The sequence below is a fragment of the Paradesulfitobacterium aromaticivorans genome (assembly GCF_054657415.1).
This window is the reverse complement of sequence record NZ_BAAHYT010000010.1, coordinates 1,284,711-1,298,229: the sequence shown is the minus strand read 5'-3', so window position 1 is coordinate 1,298,229 and position 13,519 is coordinate 1,284,711. Positions and strand designations below refer to the sequence as shown.

Sequence of the window (13,519 nt, the reverse complement as noted above, 5' to 3'; positions counted from 1 at the left end):
TATTCGCCGTTTAGAGTAGGACATCCGTATTAATATCTTCCAGGCAAGCACACCCGGTAAGAATCATGGCCTGTTTTAATTCATGGGTCATCGTGTTAATTGCCAGAGCAATCCCTTCCGCGCCTGCGCCGTAAGCAGCGATCACAAGCGGTCGCCCGATGAGCACGGCATCAGCGCCCAAGGCCAGCATCTTTAACACATCCGTGCCGGAACGCACGCCCCCGTCCACAAAAACTGTGAGCCTCCCTTTTACTACGGCTGCAATCTCAGCCAGGACTTCAGCTGCTCCCGGAGTATGGTCAAGCACCCTGCCGCCATGGTTGGAAACCACGATCCCGGCAGCCCCTGCTTCGGCAGCAATAACTGCCTCCTCCACAGTCATTATCCCTTTGACAATAAAAGGCAGAGAAGTGGCGGCAATAATCTCCTTCATCTCCTCTTTAGTCTTGGGCCCGACAGGCTGGCCCTTTAAGGCCATCGTAATCAGCCCGGCACCGTCCACGTCCATCCCTACCGCTGCAGCTCCGGCCTCTTCAGCCCGACGCAGGTATTTCAGAATATCTTCCTGCCCCCGCGGCTTGATAAAGGGGATACCCTTCCCCTGCACCTTTCTCAATTCGGCCAGGCCGGAATCATACATCGCCGGGTCCGCTCCATCTCCGGTGCAGGCCAAGGCGCCTGCCTGCAGGCACCCCTGCACAGCCGCTTCCGACCATTCCTCCTCGGTGAGAGCCCCGCCCATGTTGTACGTGTTGCCGGTAATCGGCGCGCCCAGAATCGGAGTAGAGAGTTGTTGCCCAAAGAGTTCAATCGTAGTATCTGGATTCTTGGCCCCATGCAAGGTGCGCATGTTAAGCCGGAAAGCTTTTAAGGCCTCAATATTGCTGCGGAAAGAGGCACCGGTGCCGATCCCTCCCATACCGGGAACTTCTCCGGCACAGGCCTTCCCGTCGCATACCGGGCAGACTCGGCAGTACCCTTTCAATTTCTCTTTCGCCGTCTGGCGCACTGTTTTTATATCCATTCCATTCATTCATTCCTTTCTTAGAACATAACGCTCAATAGCCTGGGCGACTCCGTCTTCTTCATTGGTCCCGGTGATGACATCCGCTATTTTCCTGACCTCTGGACGGGCATTCCCCATCGCCACCCCCAAGCCCGCATATTTGATCATTTCTAAGTCATTGAGGCTGTCTCCCACCGCCATCACTTCTTCCTGCCTGACCCCAAATCTGTGGGCCAGAGCAGCCAAAGCCACACCTTTATTGACCTCGGCATTAATAAGCTCAAGAAAAAATGATTTGGACTTAGTAATATGAATATCCCGCCCAAAGCGCTCTTGCAAATCGAGAATAACTGCATCAAGGCGAGATTCTTCGTCCATTACGAGGATCTTTTCCACCCCTTCCGGCTCAGCGGCCAGAACCGTGGCCAAATCCACCTCTTCAATTTCCACGTTGGCAATGTGTTCATATTCGCGCGTCCACTCGCTAGCCTCCTGCACCACCACCCGGTCGCGCAAATACACCTGGGCATACAGCCTCCGCTCCGCAATCCTGCCCAAGAGTTTCCGGGCTAAATCAGAAGGAATAACCTTCCGAAACAGGACTTCCCCGCTTAAAGCCTGGGAGATCATCGCCCCGTGATAGGTAATAACAGGGATGTCAACTCCTAATTGCTCAACATAAGGTTTGGCCGAAATTGTCATACGCCCGGTGGCAATCGTAACCTTCACGCCCTGCTCCCGCGCTGCCCGGATCGCCTTTACCGTGCGGGAGGATATTGTCCAGTCATCGCGCAGCAAAGTATCGTCAAGATCCATCGCAACCATGCGAATCGCCATACTTAATCCACCCCCAATTCGATATTCGAGGTTCGAGGTTCGAGGTTCGAACTTCCGACTCCTGACTCCTGCTCCGTTCGGCCGGAAGAATTTCTCTTGGGTTTGGCCGAACGGCGTAAGTCATCCTCAGGCGGTAAGCTCTCTCTGGAGTTTCGCCTTCGGCGATGACATCCACTGGATATCATCGTCACCGGAGACTTACGTTCCTAACTCCTGACTCCTGACTCCGTAGATTATAGGTGCCTCTTTAGAAACTGACCCGTATACGAGCCAGGATAGGCAGCCACTTCTTCCGGGGTTCCGGCTATAACGACCTGACCACCCCGGTCTCCGCCTTCCGGTCCCAAATCGATGATATAGTCAGAAGTTTTAATAACATCAAGGTTATGCTCGATTACCAGAACCGTATCCCCCGCATCTACCAAGCGGTGCAGAACCTGCAGCAGGCGGTCCACATCTGCCATATGCAAACCCGTCGTAGGCTCATCCAGAATGTAAATGGTCCGACCGGTACTGCGCCGACTCAGCTCCGTAGCCAGTTTTATCCGCTGCGCTTCCCCGCCGGAGAGAGTGGTGGCGGGCTGCCCGAGCTTGATATACCCTAAACCCACATCCTGCAAAGTCTGGAGCTTGCGTTGAATCTTCGGCACTGCCTGGAAGAAAGAAAGAGCCTCCTCCACGGTCATGTCTAAGACCTGGGCAATATTTTTCCCTTTATAGTGTACTTCCAGGGTCTCGCGGTTATATCTCTGCCCATGGCAAACCTCGCACGGGACATACACATCAGGCAAAAAATGCATTTCAATCTTGATAATCCCGTCCCCATGACAGGCTTCGCAGCGCCCACCCTTGACATTAAAGCTAAACCTGCCGGGTCTATACCCGCGCACTTTAGATTCCGGCGTCTGGGAAAAAAGCTCGCGGATGAAATCAAAGACCCCGGTATAGGTGGCCGGGTTGGAGCGCGGAGTGCGACCGATCGGAGATTGGTCAATGTCAATGACCTTATCCAGATATTCCATACCCTGAATTTTAGTGAAAGTCCCGGGGCGCTGGCGCGACCCGTTTAAGCGGGCGGCCAGGCCTTTATAAATAATGTCATTAACCAAGGTACTCTTGCCCGACCCGGAAACCCCGGTCACACAGGTAAATACCCCGAGCGGGACTTCCACATTAATTTCTTTGAGATTATTCTGTTCAGCACCCAGGACTTTGAGCCACTTCCCATTCGGAGCCCGGCGCACCAAAGGCACGGGAATCTTTCTCTTCCCGCTCAAATACTGGCCAGTGACGGATTCCGGAGTATTAAGAACTTCCTCCAGTGTCCCCTGAGCCACCACCCGACCACCATGCGCTCCCGCGCCCGGGCCGATGTCAATGATATGATCAGCAGTCAACATTGTATCTTCATCATGCTCCACCACCAACAGGGTGTTGCCCAGGTCACGCAGGCGTTTCAAGGTGGACAGCAAACGGGCGTTGTCCCGCTGATGCAGCCCAATACTTGGTTCATCGAGGACATAGAGCACTCCCATCAGGCTGGAGCCTATTTGCGTGGCCAAACGAATGCGCTGGGCCTCCCCTCCGGAAAGCGTGCCCGCAGCCCGCCCAAGCGTTAGATAGTCCAAGCCCACATTTACCAAGAATCCAAGGCGCTCCCGGATTTCCTTCAGGACCTGGTGGGCAATCGTCTGCTCTTTATCCGTAAGCTTTAAAGACTCTAAGAACTTCAAACCCCCAGTAACCGGGAGGCGGGTCAAGTCGTCGATGGATTTGCCGCCAACCTTTACTGCCAAAGCCTCCGGTTTAAGACGTTTGCCCTGACAGACCGGACAAGAGCGTTCACTCATATACTGCTCAATCTCCGTGCGCACCGTATCTGAGCCTGACTCACGGTAGCGCCGCTCAAAGTAAGGAACCAGGCCCTCGAAAGGCGCATTATAAATCTTTACCTGATCAAAGATATTATGATAGCGAAAACGCACCGGCACCTTGGTGCCGTGCAGGAGGGAGTGCCACTGGTCCTCGCTTAAATCTTTCAAGGGAGTACCCATGCTGAACTCTAAGGCCTGGGCCACTGCCTCCAGCAACTGCGGATAATAATCGGAAGCAGAGCGGGCCCAGGGCGCAATCGCGCCTGCGTTCAGGGCTTTGCGCCGATCCGGAATCAAAAGGTCCACGTCGACTTCGAGATTGGCTCCGAGCCCGGTACAGGCGGGACAAGCCCCAAAAGGACTGTTAAAGGAAAACAGACGCGGAGATATTTCCTCTAAGGCAATGCCACACTCCGGACAGGCGAAGTTTTCGCTGAAAAGCACCTCCCCGCCGTCAACCCTGTGCGCGATCACATTTCCTTCTCCCAACGGGAGAGCAGTCTCGAGGGAATCAGCCAGGCGCGGGGCGCTGTCTGGTTTGAGAGCGATGCGGTCAATTATTACTTCAATGGAGTGCTTCTTGTTCTTCTCCAGTTTAATTTCGTCATTTATATCGAAGGTTTCTCCGTCCACCCGGACTCTGACATACCCGGCCTTCCGGATCTCCTCCAAGACCTTGGCGTGTTCCCCTTTTTTCCCTTTAACCACCGGAGCCAGGATCTGCAGGCGGGTCTTCTCCGGCCAAGCCATGATCTGGTCTACCATCTGCTGCACGGTCTGGCGGCTGATTTCCCGGCCGCAGCGGGGACAATGGGGATGCCCGATCCGGGCGTACAGCAGGCGCAAGTAGTCATAGACTTCGGTAACCGTGCCGACAGTGGAGCGCGGGTTGCGACTGGTCGTCTTCTGGTCAATGGAGATCGCCGGGGACAGCCCTTCGATATAATCCACATCAGGCTTGTCCATTTGCCCCAAGAACTGGCGGGCATAGGCAGAGAGAGACTCGACATAGCGCCGCTGACCCTCGGCATAAATCGTGTCAAAGGCTAATGAAGACTTGCCGGACCCTGAAAGCCCGGTGATCACCACCAGCTTGTCGCGGGGTATGTCAACGTCAATGTTTTTTAAGTTGTGGGCGCGGGCACCCCGCACTTTCAAGTATTCTTGACTCATAAGTCCTCCAGAAATTTTATCGCCTAGAGCCTTTGCGGGCGTCGTAGCGGGAACTGCGGCGCTGGGCAGGCAGGCGCAGCTTGTTTTCTTCCCCTTTGAGTTCGATCATGAGGTCACGGATTTCGGCAGCTCTTTCGAATTCCAGGTTCTTGGCTGCTTGGCGCATTTCCTGTTCCAGGGTGCGGATGGCAACTGCTAATTCATCAGGAGAAAGCTTGCCCCCGTACGCCTGTTTCTTCTCTGCTACCATAGTCGCTTCCGGTGCCTCGTGCACAGGCTTACGTATGGTCTGCGGGATAATGCCCATTTTTTCATTATGTGCTTGCTGCATCTTGCGCCGTCGTTCTGTTTCGGAAATAGCTGCGCTCATGGACTCAGTCATCTTATCCGCATACATAATAACCTGGCCATTGGCATTGCGCGCCGCCCGCCCGATCGTCTGGATCAGGGAACGCTCGGCGCGCAGGAACCCTTCTTTATCGGCATCCAAAATTGCCACCAAAGACACTTCCGGCAAGTCCAGTCCTTCACGCAGGAGATTGATGCCCACGATCACATCGACCACCCCAAGTCTAAGCTCGCGTAGGATTTCAACTCGCTCCAGGGTTGTAATATCTGAATGGAGGTATTTTACCTTGAGATCCAGGTTTTTGAGATAATCAGTTAGTTCTTCCGCCATCTTCTTGGTCAGAGTGGTTACAAGGACTCTTTCCTGGCGGGAAATGCGCTGATTGATCTCGCCCACTAAATCATCAATCTGCCCTTTGCTCGGACGCACGAACACTTCAGGGTCTAAAAGCCCGGTCGGTCGGATTATTTGCTCAACCAACACGGGGCAATGCTCGAGTTCGTAAGGACCCGGGGTAGCGCTGACATAAATGCGCTGGGGCACAAGCCGCTCAAACTCCGCGAACTTCAAAGGGCGGTTGTCGAGAGCGGAAGGGAGGCGGAACCCGAAATCTACAAGCGTGGTCTTACGCGAACGGTCCCCTTCATACATGCCGCGCACCTGGGGCAGAGTGACATGGGATTCATCCACGAACAGGAGAAAATCCTCGGGAAAGTAATGGAGCAAGGTATAAGGAGTCTCCCCTGGTGCCCGGAAAGTGAGGTGGCGGGAGTAATTTTCCACGCCGTTGCAAAAGCCCATTTCTCTGAGCATCTCCAAGTCATAGCGCGTCCTCTGCTCCAGCCTCTGCACTTCCAAAAGCTTGTTTTCTCCCTTAAGATAAACAAGCCTCTCCTCAAGTTCTGTTTCTATGTTGTCACACGCCACCAGCAGTTTATCGCGGGCAGTCACATAGTGGGAGTTCGGGAAAATAGAAACATGTCGGCGCTCACCCAGGATCTCCCCCGTGAGTACGTTTATCTCATAAATATGCTCGATCTCGTCTCCGAACAGCTCTACCCGGATTGCCTGTTCCGAGGCTGAGGCAGGATAGATCTCGACCACATCCCCGCGCGCGCGGAACGTACCTCGCACAAAGGCAATGTCATTGCGGTCATACTGGATGGATACCAACTTGCGCAAAATTTCATCGCGGTCGAGCTCCTGACCTTGGCGCAGGGAAAGCACCAAATCGCTGTATTCATCAGGTGAACCCAAACCGTATATACAGGAGACGCTGGCAACCACAATCACGTCCCGCCGCTCAAACAGGGATGCCGTGGCCGAGTGGCGCAGTTTCTCGATCTCATCATTGACAGAAGCGTCTTTTTCAATATAAGTATCGCTAGAAGGGACATAAGCTTCCGGCTGATAGTAGTCGTAATAACTCACAAAATATTCAACGGCGTTGTCCGGGAAAAATTCTTTGAATTCACTATAGAGCTGGGCCGCCAACGTCTTGTTGTGCGCCAATATTAACGTGGGTTTGTGCACTTTGGCAATGATGCTCGCCATCGAGAAAGTTTTGCCAGACCCGGTAACCCCTAAAAGAGTTTGGTGCCTTTTTCCGTCCCTGACACCCCGCACTAAGCCCTCAATGGCCTGAGGCTGATCACCGGACGGTTCGTACGGAGCGCGCAGATGAAATTCCATCTCTAATCTGACTCCTTGCATGGATAAATTTAACTTGCTTATAACTCGTAGTCAGTCTAAATTAAATTATATCACTCCCGGGAACAAAGAGCCAAACGGGAAAATTAGGCAGAGCAAAAACCGGGAGATTCCCGGCTTTTGCTAGTAATCACATAATAATTATTTACTTCCGGCATCGCTGTTATTTTTATTATCTTTTTCTTGTCCTCCGCCGTTGCCGGTTTGCCCTGATTTCTCTGCTTTCTCCTGGCTCCCGCTTTGCCCTTGGTTCTGCATTAGCATTTCCGGCGGAATAGTCCGGACTTGCTCATTCGCATTTTTTTCCGTACCTATGACCTTACCCTGGGCATCCAAATATTCCCTGGTTGTCTCCGTCTTTACTTTTTCCGTAACCTTCTGGACTCCGGCCGGTACACCGGTCGCCTGACCCTGGTTAGCGTTCTGGTTCTGGCTTTGTCCCTGAGACTGGTTTGTTCCCTGAGCTTGGCTTTGTGCTTGGCTATTGTTACTCCCCGCCTGGCCTTGTTTGCCCTGGTCTTGTTGACCCTGCTGCCCTTGCTGTCCTGCCTGTCCTTGCTGCTCTGCTGCTTTTTGCTCTTGGGCTGCAGCGCTTATAGTCGTTGTATAGCTTTTCTGTACGAGTGCCATGTTCTCAGTCGTAACTGACTTAACCGGCAGAACTTTAGCAGGAATCTCTCCCTGTTCACTTGGGACTGAATTTGTTATGTCCAGTGGTTCCTTATTAACAATTTTTTGTGCCCATTGATAGGCATTTACCCCCAATAAATAGGGAGAAGTATCGACATCAGCAACTTGTCCACCGGCAGCCATTCTCTGCAAAGACTGGACATTGGCCTGGCCACTAACTAAAAACACTTTATCTGCCAGCTGCATCTGTTTTAAAACCTCTGAAGCCTGGGCAGCCAGTCTCTCTGTCTGTGCCAGTACACCCTGAACCTTGCCCGGATTTTTCTGCAGGTAATCGATAAAACTCTGCCTGGAAACAGATTCTGACCCAGGAGGGCTGCCAATGACGATTACCGAGATTTTGGAGTTTTTACTTAAAACTGCTTTTGCTCCGGCAACCAAGCTTTGCGAAGCACTGTCATTGGGGTCATCCTCTAAAATCAGAATCTGTCCTTCACCAACTTTAGCAAGGGCGGTTTCAGCCATTAACTGTCCGACCCTTTCCGGATTAGGCAGCACAACTCCTACAGGTTTGATTCCTGCAGGAACTTGCCCTAAGGTGAGAACAGGTACCTTGCTTTGTTCAGCAGCCTGGAGCAGGTTTCCCGCTTTCCCGCCTTGGTAGATTAGAACTTTAGCGCCCTGAAGAGGATCATTATTTTGTTGTCCGGATTTTTGACCGGAGGAGCTTTTGTTATTCGATCCTGAGTTGGATTTTGATCCCGAGTTGGATTTATTATCTGCCTGTTGGCCGTTGCTTGCCCCTTGGGCCTGAGACCCGTTCACAGACAAATATTTTATTTCCATATTCTCTTTTTTAGCCATATCTTCGATCCCTTTTTGAATAAGTATTTTATTGGGATCTTCGTCATTGAGAGCCACTGCAATCACCTGCTTGGGCTCAGAAGTATTTTTAGCAGTGGATTTCTTTTTATTTCCTAAAAGGTCTTGTAGACCACAGCCTGTTAAGGTTAAACTTAGAAGGAGAGTAAGTAGAATCAAAAGGAATCGCATGATACACGCTCCTTTCTTACACTAAGATTTACGCGGACATCATAACAGCCTCCCAGTTAAATATGCTGCTTCTAATCTTTCTCGATCTCACTTAAGCATGAAAAGTTTTTTCCGGTCTTAGTTTTCCCTGGTAAACCTTAAAAATGCGGAAATAAAGGATGGTTCTATGCTAAGCTTTTTGGCAAAACTGCTCATAAATTCCATGGCTTTAATTTTAACAACCCTGTTTGTGCCTGGGCTGCACTTGTCCCGCTTTTCTACCGCGATTTGGGCTGCTCTTGTCTGGGGCTTGGTCAACAGCTTAATCCGGCCCGTCCTCTCCTTCTTCACTTTTCCACTTCAGCTTGTGACTTTGGGCTTATTTACGCTGATCCTTAACGGCCTCATGCTGGCCCTTACGGCCAAGCTTGTCCCAGGTTTCAGCATCCGCAGTTTTGGCAGTGCGGTTATCGGGTCTGTGGTCTTAAGCATCATCAGTCTCGTGCTGATGCATCTATTTGATTAGGCGGCCTGCCAACCTTATCTGAGCGAGTATTTCCTCTACCACAGGATTCTAAAATGATCCTAGTGAATATTTGACAAGCTTGGAGGGATTTCAAGTGCCTGTAAAATTGGAGCACGTACTTAAACGAGTTCAAGCCCTTCCCGCCTTGCCGACTTCTGCCATGCGCGTCATTGCTTTAACGAAAAACCCTGACACTAGTATCAAAGACCTGCAGGCTGCAATTGCCCAGGATCCCGCTTTGGCCGCAGGTATTTTACGCCAGGCCAACTCCGCTTATTACGGCTATGCCCGCCGTATCTCTTCCCTGCAGGAAGGAATCACAATTTTGGGCTTCCAGGCTATCCAGGGCCTCGCTATGGCTTCTGCGGTCGCTCCCATCTTAAGGGTGCAGTTGGCCGGTTATGAGGTAGACCAAGAAGGTCTGTGGCAGCACTCCATGCTTACAGCCATGATCGCTAAAAGGCTGTGTAAATCCCTGAAGCTTTCCTATGGGGACACTGCCTTTACGGCCGGGCTTCTGCACGACATCGGCAAGCTCATTATAACGGTCTATCTCCAGGAAATCGGCTCATATGTACTTAAAAAAGTAAATGACTCCAGTCTGTCGTATGTAGAATTGGAGGAAAAGGTAATCGGGTTCGGGCATGCCACTGTCGGTGGATTTATCGCCAAACACTGGAACTTGCCACCCGATTTGGTCAGCGCTATTTCCCATCACCATACGCTCGCTCCCGCAGATCCTTATCCTGACCTCACCGCCATCGTACACATCTCCAATTCCCTCGCCAACACCCTGGGAGTAGGCGGCGGGGTCGACAGCTTTCTTAATCCTCTGGAAACAAAAGCCCTGGCTCGTTTTCAACTCACCGAAGCTAACCTGGAACGATTAATGGCAGAAATGGGCGATCTCCTCTCAGACGCGTCCTTGTTCGGGTAAAAAGTCAAGTTCCCGCAGGATGCGGTTAAGCAAGTCTTCTCTCAGAGCGTCAACCCTGCTAAAATCAACACTTTCTACATAGATGCTCTTAAGCAGAGACCTTTGGTCATACCAGGACCGCAAGGTCTCTTTTAAGTTTGCGCTCAGCGGCTGCGCCAGGTTTTGATCAGCCAAGGTTTCCGGATCCCCCTGCCAAATGGCCAGGTTGCGTTCCGGAAAGACAATCCCGATAATTTCATTGGGATTCAGGGGATGAAGCACAACTTCAATAACCTGCCCCAATAATTGCGCTTCCCGCAAAAACCAATTTAAAGCTTCCAGGGTTTCCTCCCCCTCAAGAAGGATCTGGTCAAACTCAGTCAGAAAATGGGGCGCGAGGTTAAGCCAACCGTCAGGAGTCACGCTGTGAAGGAAACACGGTGTCACAATACTTTTCTGCAATTTATGCAGAGCGTTCTGCACCAGGGACCAGGGGCCTGATTCCCCTTTGCTGAACCCCCACTGGGTGGGGTTATATAAGGGGAAAGCTTCGTGCATCATGTGGTCTGCACGTTTTGACACATAGTTTGCGAGCAGATAGGACAAGCTTTCCTCAATCTTGGTTTGCAATTGCACAAGGTTGTCTTCCACAGCCAGGATTTCCTGGCGCTGGTTGCTCAGCTTGCGCTCATCGCAAAAGGCTCCCAGATCGAAGAATTTTTCCACCACTCCGGGTGCGCGCCACTGCAAAGGAGCGATCTCGGCGGTGTCAAGCATGGTATAGCCCTGACCTGTCAAAGTAAACCCTGCAATTGAGTCCGGGTCACGTGCGGAGCGGAAAAAATCCAGGCCGTAACCCCGGTCCAGAAGTTCAAGACCGATCACTTTGATTAAGGTTGATTTGCCCGTACCCGGCCCTCCTAACAGGACATAAGTGCGTTCCCAGTTAGGCATCATGACCGGAAGCAATGATATGTACCCCCTGGAAGTCAGACCCTCTGCAAAGTAGTGGCGCACACCCGCCTTCACGCCCATGCTTTCGACCCCTCCCGCTTGCTTAAACTACTCATCAAAATCTCCGGCTCGTGCGTTAGGGTAAACCCTCCATGCCTCTGCCGCGCCACCGGCAGCATAGAAAATTCCTACGAAGCCCTTCTGTGCCACGGAAGACTACATACGCTCGAACTCGAACATCGAATATCGAACATCTATATTACGGGGTAGTTTATGCACGCAAGGCGAAATAGGTCACACCCAGCCCATGCTCCATTCCCTCCAGCAGAGCCTTTTACCCAACCTGTATTCGGTAGGGAGAAACAGTTTCTTCGATCCGCCCCGAATCATCAGGTTTAGTCCCTGGCTCGCTTATGAGTTCACGCATCTCGACGCCGAGGATTCGCGCCAGTTTTAGCCACTGATTGGGCGTCCCTTTCCGTATACCCTCCTCCAGTTGCCAAAGCAATCGTGCATTCAGACCGCTTTTGGCAGCGAGCTGCGCGAGCGTATATCCTCTCTGCAACCGCCATTTACGCAGATTTCTCCCCCACCCTTGCTTTGTCATCGTTTCCTCCTCTTTCCGCCATCAATATTAAGTAGACCTTGCCCGAAGAGAACATATGTTCTATGACAATTATAGAACATTCCTGGCGCAGATTCAATACCTTTTACTTGAAATTTCCAACAGAATCATTTACACCTGTTCTGAATTTGTTGGATTTAGACAAACTAATAGAACAGGCGTATACTTTTCTTGGTGGTGAATAGGATGCCTTTTGACTTATTTTTTAAACTTGCCCAAAATACGAGTGTGATCGTGACGATTGCTTACCTATTAAGCAAAACGAAGGTTTTCAAAAATGCCATGCTCCTGCGCAATAACCGGCTGGAAAAGCTCTTCCTGATTGCTATCTTCAGTGCGATCGGGATCATGGGCACGTATACGGGGATTTCCATCAAAGGGGCTTTAGCCAACTCACGGGTGATTGGAGTCGTGGTGGGGTCTTTACTGGGGGGACCGGTGGTCGGGATCGGGGCTGCGCTGATTGCAGGCCTGCACCGCTATCTTATCGGAGGGTTTACGGCGTTCTCATGCTCGATCGCAACCTTGGCAGAAGCCGGGGTCGCGGCCGTATATGTGCGCAAAATGAATCCTAAAAGCCTCACTTGGAAGATGGGGTTGTTCATCGGAATTGTAACCGAAGCTTTGCAGATGCTTATCATCTTGGCAACGGCGCGCCCGTTTGCGGCGGCTTGGGACTTGGTTGAGACGATTGGACTCCCAATGATCGTCATGAATTCTATTGGAATTGCTATTTTCGTGGTGATCGCCCGCAATTCGATTGAAGAGGAAGAGAAGGCAGGAGCATTACAAGCCCAGAAAGCGCTCGAAATTGCCAAGGTTACTTTGCCTATTTTAAGAAAAGGATTGCAAGAAGAGACCGCCAGGCAAGTGGCGCAGATCATTTTTGACAAGGCGGAGGTAGAGGCCGTCGCGATTACCAACCGCGAGGTCATCCTCGCCCATATAGGGAGCGGTTGTTCCCATCATGTAGCCGGCTCCCCGATCATGACCAAGGCTACCCAAGAAGCGATGGACATAGGTGAGATGAAGCTGGCTCAAGTAAAGGAAGAAATCGGCTGCCGTGATCAGTCCTGTACCCTGCGTTCTGCCGTGATCGTCCCGCTGTTTAGCCGCGGTGATATTACCGGAACGTTGAAACTTTACCGGGGCCGGGATCAAGGGATTGGAAGCGTAGAGATTGAGCTGGCCCAAGGACTGGCCGGCTTGTTTTCGACACAGTTGGAACTCGCAGCCTTGGAGGAACAGTCTCAGCGGGTGGCCAAAGCGGAACTTCAGGCCCTCCAGGCCCAGATCAACCCTCATTTTTTGTTTAATGCCTTAAACACGATCGTTTCCCTTGTGCGCACGGATGGAGAAAAGGCGCGAAAGCTTTTAATTCAGCTTGGAGAGTTTTTTCGCAAAAACATCCAGCGGGGAGACAAGTTTGTCAGCCTGCGTGAGGAATTAGAGCATATCCGGGCTTATCTTAGCATTGAACAAGCCCGCTTTGGGGATAGTTTGAATGTAGTGGAGGAGATTGCTTCCGAAGCTGAAGATTGGCTCGTTCCTGCACTAACGCTCCAACCCCTAGTGGAAAATTCCATTAAGCACGGAATCTATCCCAAGGTCAACGGGGGAACCGTAGAGATCCGCTGCTGGGTCGAAGAACACGTGTTGCGGGTTACAGTTACAGATAACGGGGTCGGGATTGACTCAGCGAAGCTGGAGGCGATTCGGCAAAAACGCTATATTTCGTCGACCGGAGCGGGTGTAGGTTTAGGCAATATCAATGGTCGCTTAAAATATTTGTATGGATCGGAATTGGAGATTCAGAGTGAGCAGGGTCGCGGAACGCAAATATCGGTTAAGATACCGGCACAGACTTAGGAAGCAATAAAAATCACT

Annotated in this window: 10 protein-coding genes; 3 read left to right on the top strand and 7 right to left on the bottom strand. The window is 51.6% G+C overall.

The genetic code is table 11. The annotated features are described in order from the left end of the window. Positions 1-10: 10 nt before the first annotated feature. The 5 genes from ACYQ2N_RS12075 to ACYQ2N_RS12055 all read right to left on the bottom strand — a co-directional run bounded on the left by ACYQ2N_RS12075 (position 11) and on the right by ACYQ2N_RS12055 (position 8,632). Positions 11-1,024, bottom strand: coding sequence for an alpha-hydroxy-acid oxidizing protein (locus tag ACYQ2N_RS12075; protein ID WP_459999485.1), 1,014 nt, complete (start codon positions 1,022-1,024; stop codon positions 11-13). A gap of 9 nt (positions 1,025-1,033) precedes the next feature. Continuing rightward, on the bottom strand, positions 1,034-1,843 hold the full coding sequence (locus ACYQ2N_RS12070) for a Cof-type HAD-IIB family hydrolase (RefSeq protein ID WP_459999483.1): 810 nt from the start codon (positions 1,841-1,843) through the stop codon (positions 1,034-1,036). 233 nt (positions 1,844-2,076) lie between these two features. Then, entirely contained in the window at positions 2,077-4,890 is a 2,814-nt protein-coding gene (gene uvrA, locus ACYQ2N_RS12065; RefSeq protein ID WP_459999482.1) for an excinuclease ABC subunit UvrA, read from the bottom strand. Between the two features lie 16 nt (positions 4,891-4,906). Further along, positions 4,907-6,931 carry an excinuclease ABC subunit UvrB gene (gene uvrB, locus ACYQ2N_RS12060; RefSeq protein ID WP_459999481.1) on the bottom strand — a complete coding sequence of 675 codons (2,025 nt, stop codon included), beginning with the start codon at positions 6,929-6,931 and terminating at the stop codon, positions 4,907-4,909. Between the two features lie 159 nt (positions 6,932-7,090). After that, complete coding sequence (locus tag ACYQ2N_RS12055) at positions 7,091-8,632, bottom strand: substrate-binding domain-containing protein (RefSeq protein ID WP_459999479.1); 1,542 nt, start codon at positions 8,630-8,632, stop codon at positions 7,091-7,093. Between the two features lie 166 nt (positions 8,633-8,798). On the opposite strand from ACYQ2N_RS12055, the gene ACYQ2N_RS12050 reads away from it, so the two are divergent. Both ACYQ2N_RS12050 and ACYQ2N_RS12045 read left to right on the top strand, forming a co-directional pair. Then, entirely contained in the window at positions 8,799-9,137 is a 339-nt protein-coding gene (locus ACYQ2N_RS12050) for a phage holin family protein (RefSeq protein ID WP_459999477.1), read from the top strand. A 94-nt stretch (positions 9,138-9,231) separates the two neighbouring features. Further along, a complete protein-coding gene (locus tag ACYQ2N_RS12045; RefSeq protein WP_459999476.1) occupies positions 9,232-10,074 on the top strand; it encodes an HDOD domain-containing protein in 843 nt (280 codons plus the stop codon). Here the strand turns inward: ACYQ2N_RS12045 and ACYQ2N_RS12040 are convergent. Both ACYQ2N_RS12040 and ACYQ2N_RS12035 read right to left on the bottom strand, forming a co-directional pair. Further along, positions 10,051-11,088 carry a hypothetical protein gene (locus tag ACYQ2N_RS12040; protein WP_459999474.1) on the bottom strand — a complete coding sequence of 346 codons (1,038 nt, stop codon included), beginning with the start codon at positions 11,086-11,088 and terminating at the stop codon, positions 10,051-10,053. The genes ACYQ2N_RS12045 and ACYQ2N_RS12040 overlap by 24 nt on opposite strands. A gap of 253 nt (positions 11,089-11,341) precedes the next feature. Then, on the bottom strand, positions 11,342-11,614 hold the full coding sequence (locus ACYQ2N_RS12035) for a helix-turn-helix domain-containing protein (RefSeq protein WP_459999472.1): 273 nt from the start codon (positions 11,612-11,614) through the stop codon (positions 11,342-11,344). Between the two features lie 204 nt (positions 11,615-11,818). On the opposite strand from ACYQ2N_RS12035, the gene ACYQ2N_RS12030 reads away from it, so the two are divergent. After that, positions 11,819-13,501, top strand: a complete 1,683-nt coding sequence (locus ACYQ2N_RS12030) for a LytS/YhcK type 5TM receptor domain-containing protein (RefSeq protein WP_459999470.1) — start codon at positions 11,819-11,821, stop codon at positions 13,499-13,501. Positions 13,502-13,519 lie beyond the last annotated feature (18 nt).

Bases quoted from the DNA above. Each gene is read 5' to 3' on its own strand.
- ACYQ2N_RS12075 (WP_459999485.1), bottom strand. From the start codon at position 1,024: ATGGATATAAAAACAGTGCGCCAGACGGCGAAAGAGAAATTGAAAGGG.
- ACYQ2N_RS12070 (WP_459999483.1), bottom strand. From the start codon at position 1,843: ATGGCGATTCGCATGGTTGCGATGGATCTTGACGATACTTTGCTGCGC.
- uvrA (WP_459999482.1), bottom strand. From the start codon at position 4,890: ATGAGTCAAGAATACTTGAAAGTGCGGGGTGCCCGCGCCCACAACTTA.
- uvrB (WP_459999481.1), bottom strand. From the start codon at position 6,931: ATGGAATTTCATCTGCGCGCTCCGTACGAACCGTCCGGTGATCAGCCT.
- ACYQ2N_RS12055 (WP_459999479.1), bottom strand. From the start codon at position 8,632: ATGCGATTCCTTTTGATTCTACTTACTCTCCTTCTAAGTTTAACCTTA.
- ACYQ2N_RS12050 (WP_459999477.1), top strand. From the start codon at position 8,799: ATGCTAAGCTTTTTGGCAAAACTGCTCATAAATTCCATGGCTTTAATT.
- ACYQ2N_RS12040 (WP_459999474.1), bottom strand. From the start codon at position 11,088: ATGGGCGTGAAGGCGGGTGTGCGCCACTACTTTGCAGAGGGTCTGACT.
- ACYQ2N_RS12035 (WP_459999472.1), bottom strand. From the start codon at position 11,614: ATGACAAAGCAAGGGTGGGGGAGAAATCTGCGTAAATGGCGGTTGCAG.
- ACYQ2N_RS12030 (WP_459999470.1), top strand. From the start codon at position 11,819: ATGCCTTTTGACTTATTTTTTAAACTTGCCCAAAATACGAGTGTGATC.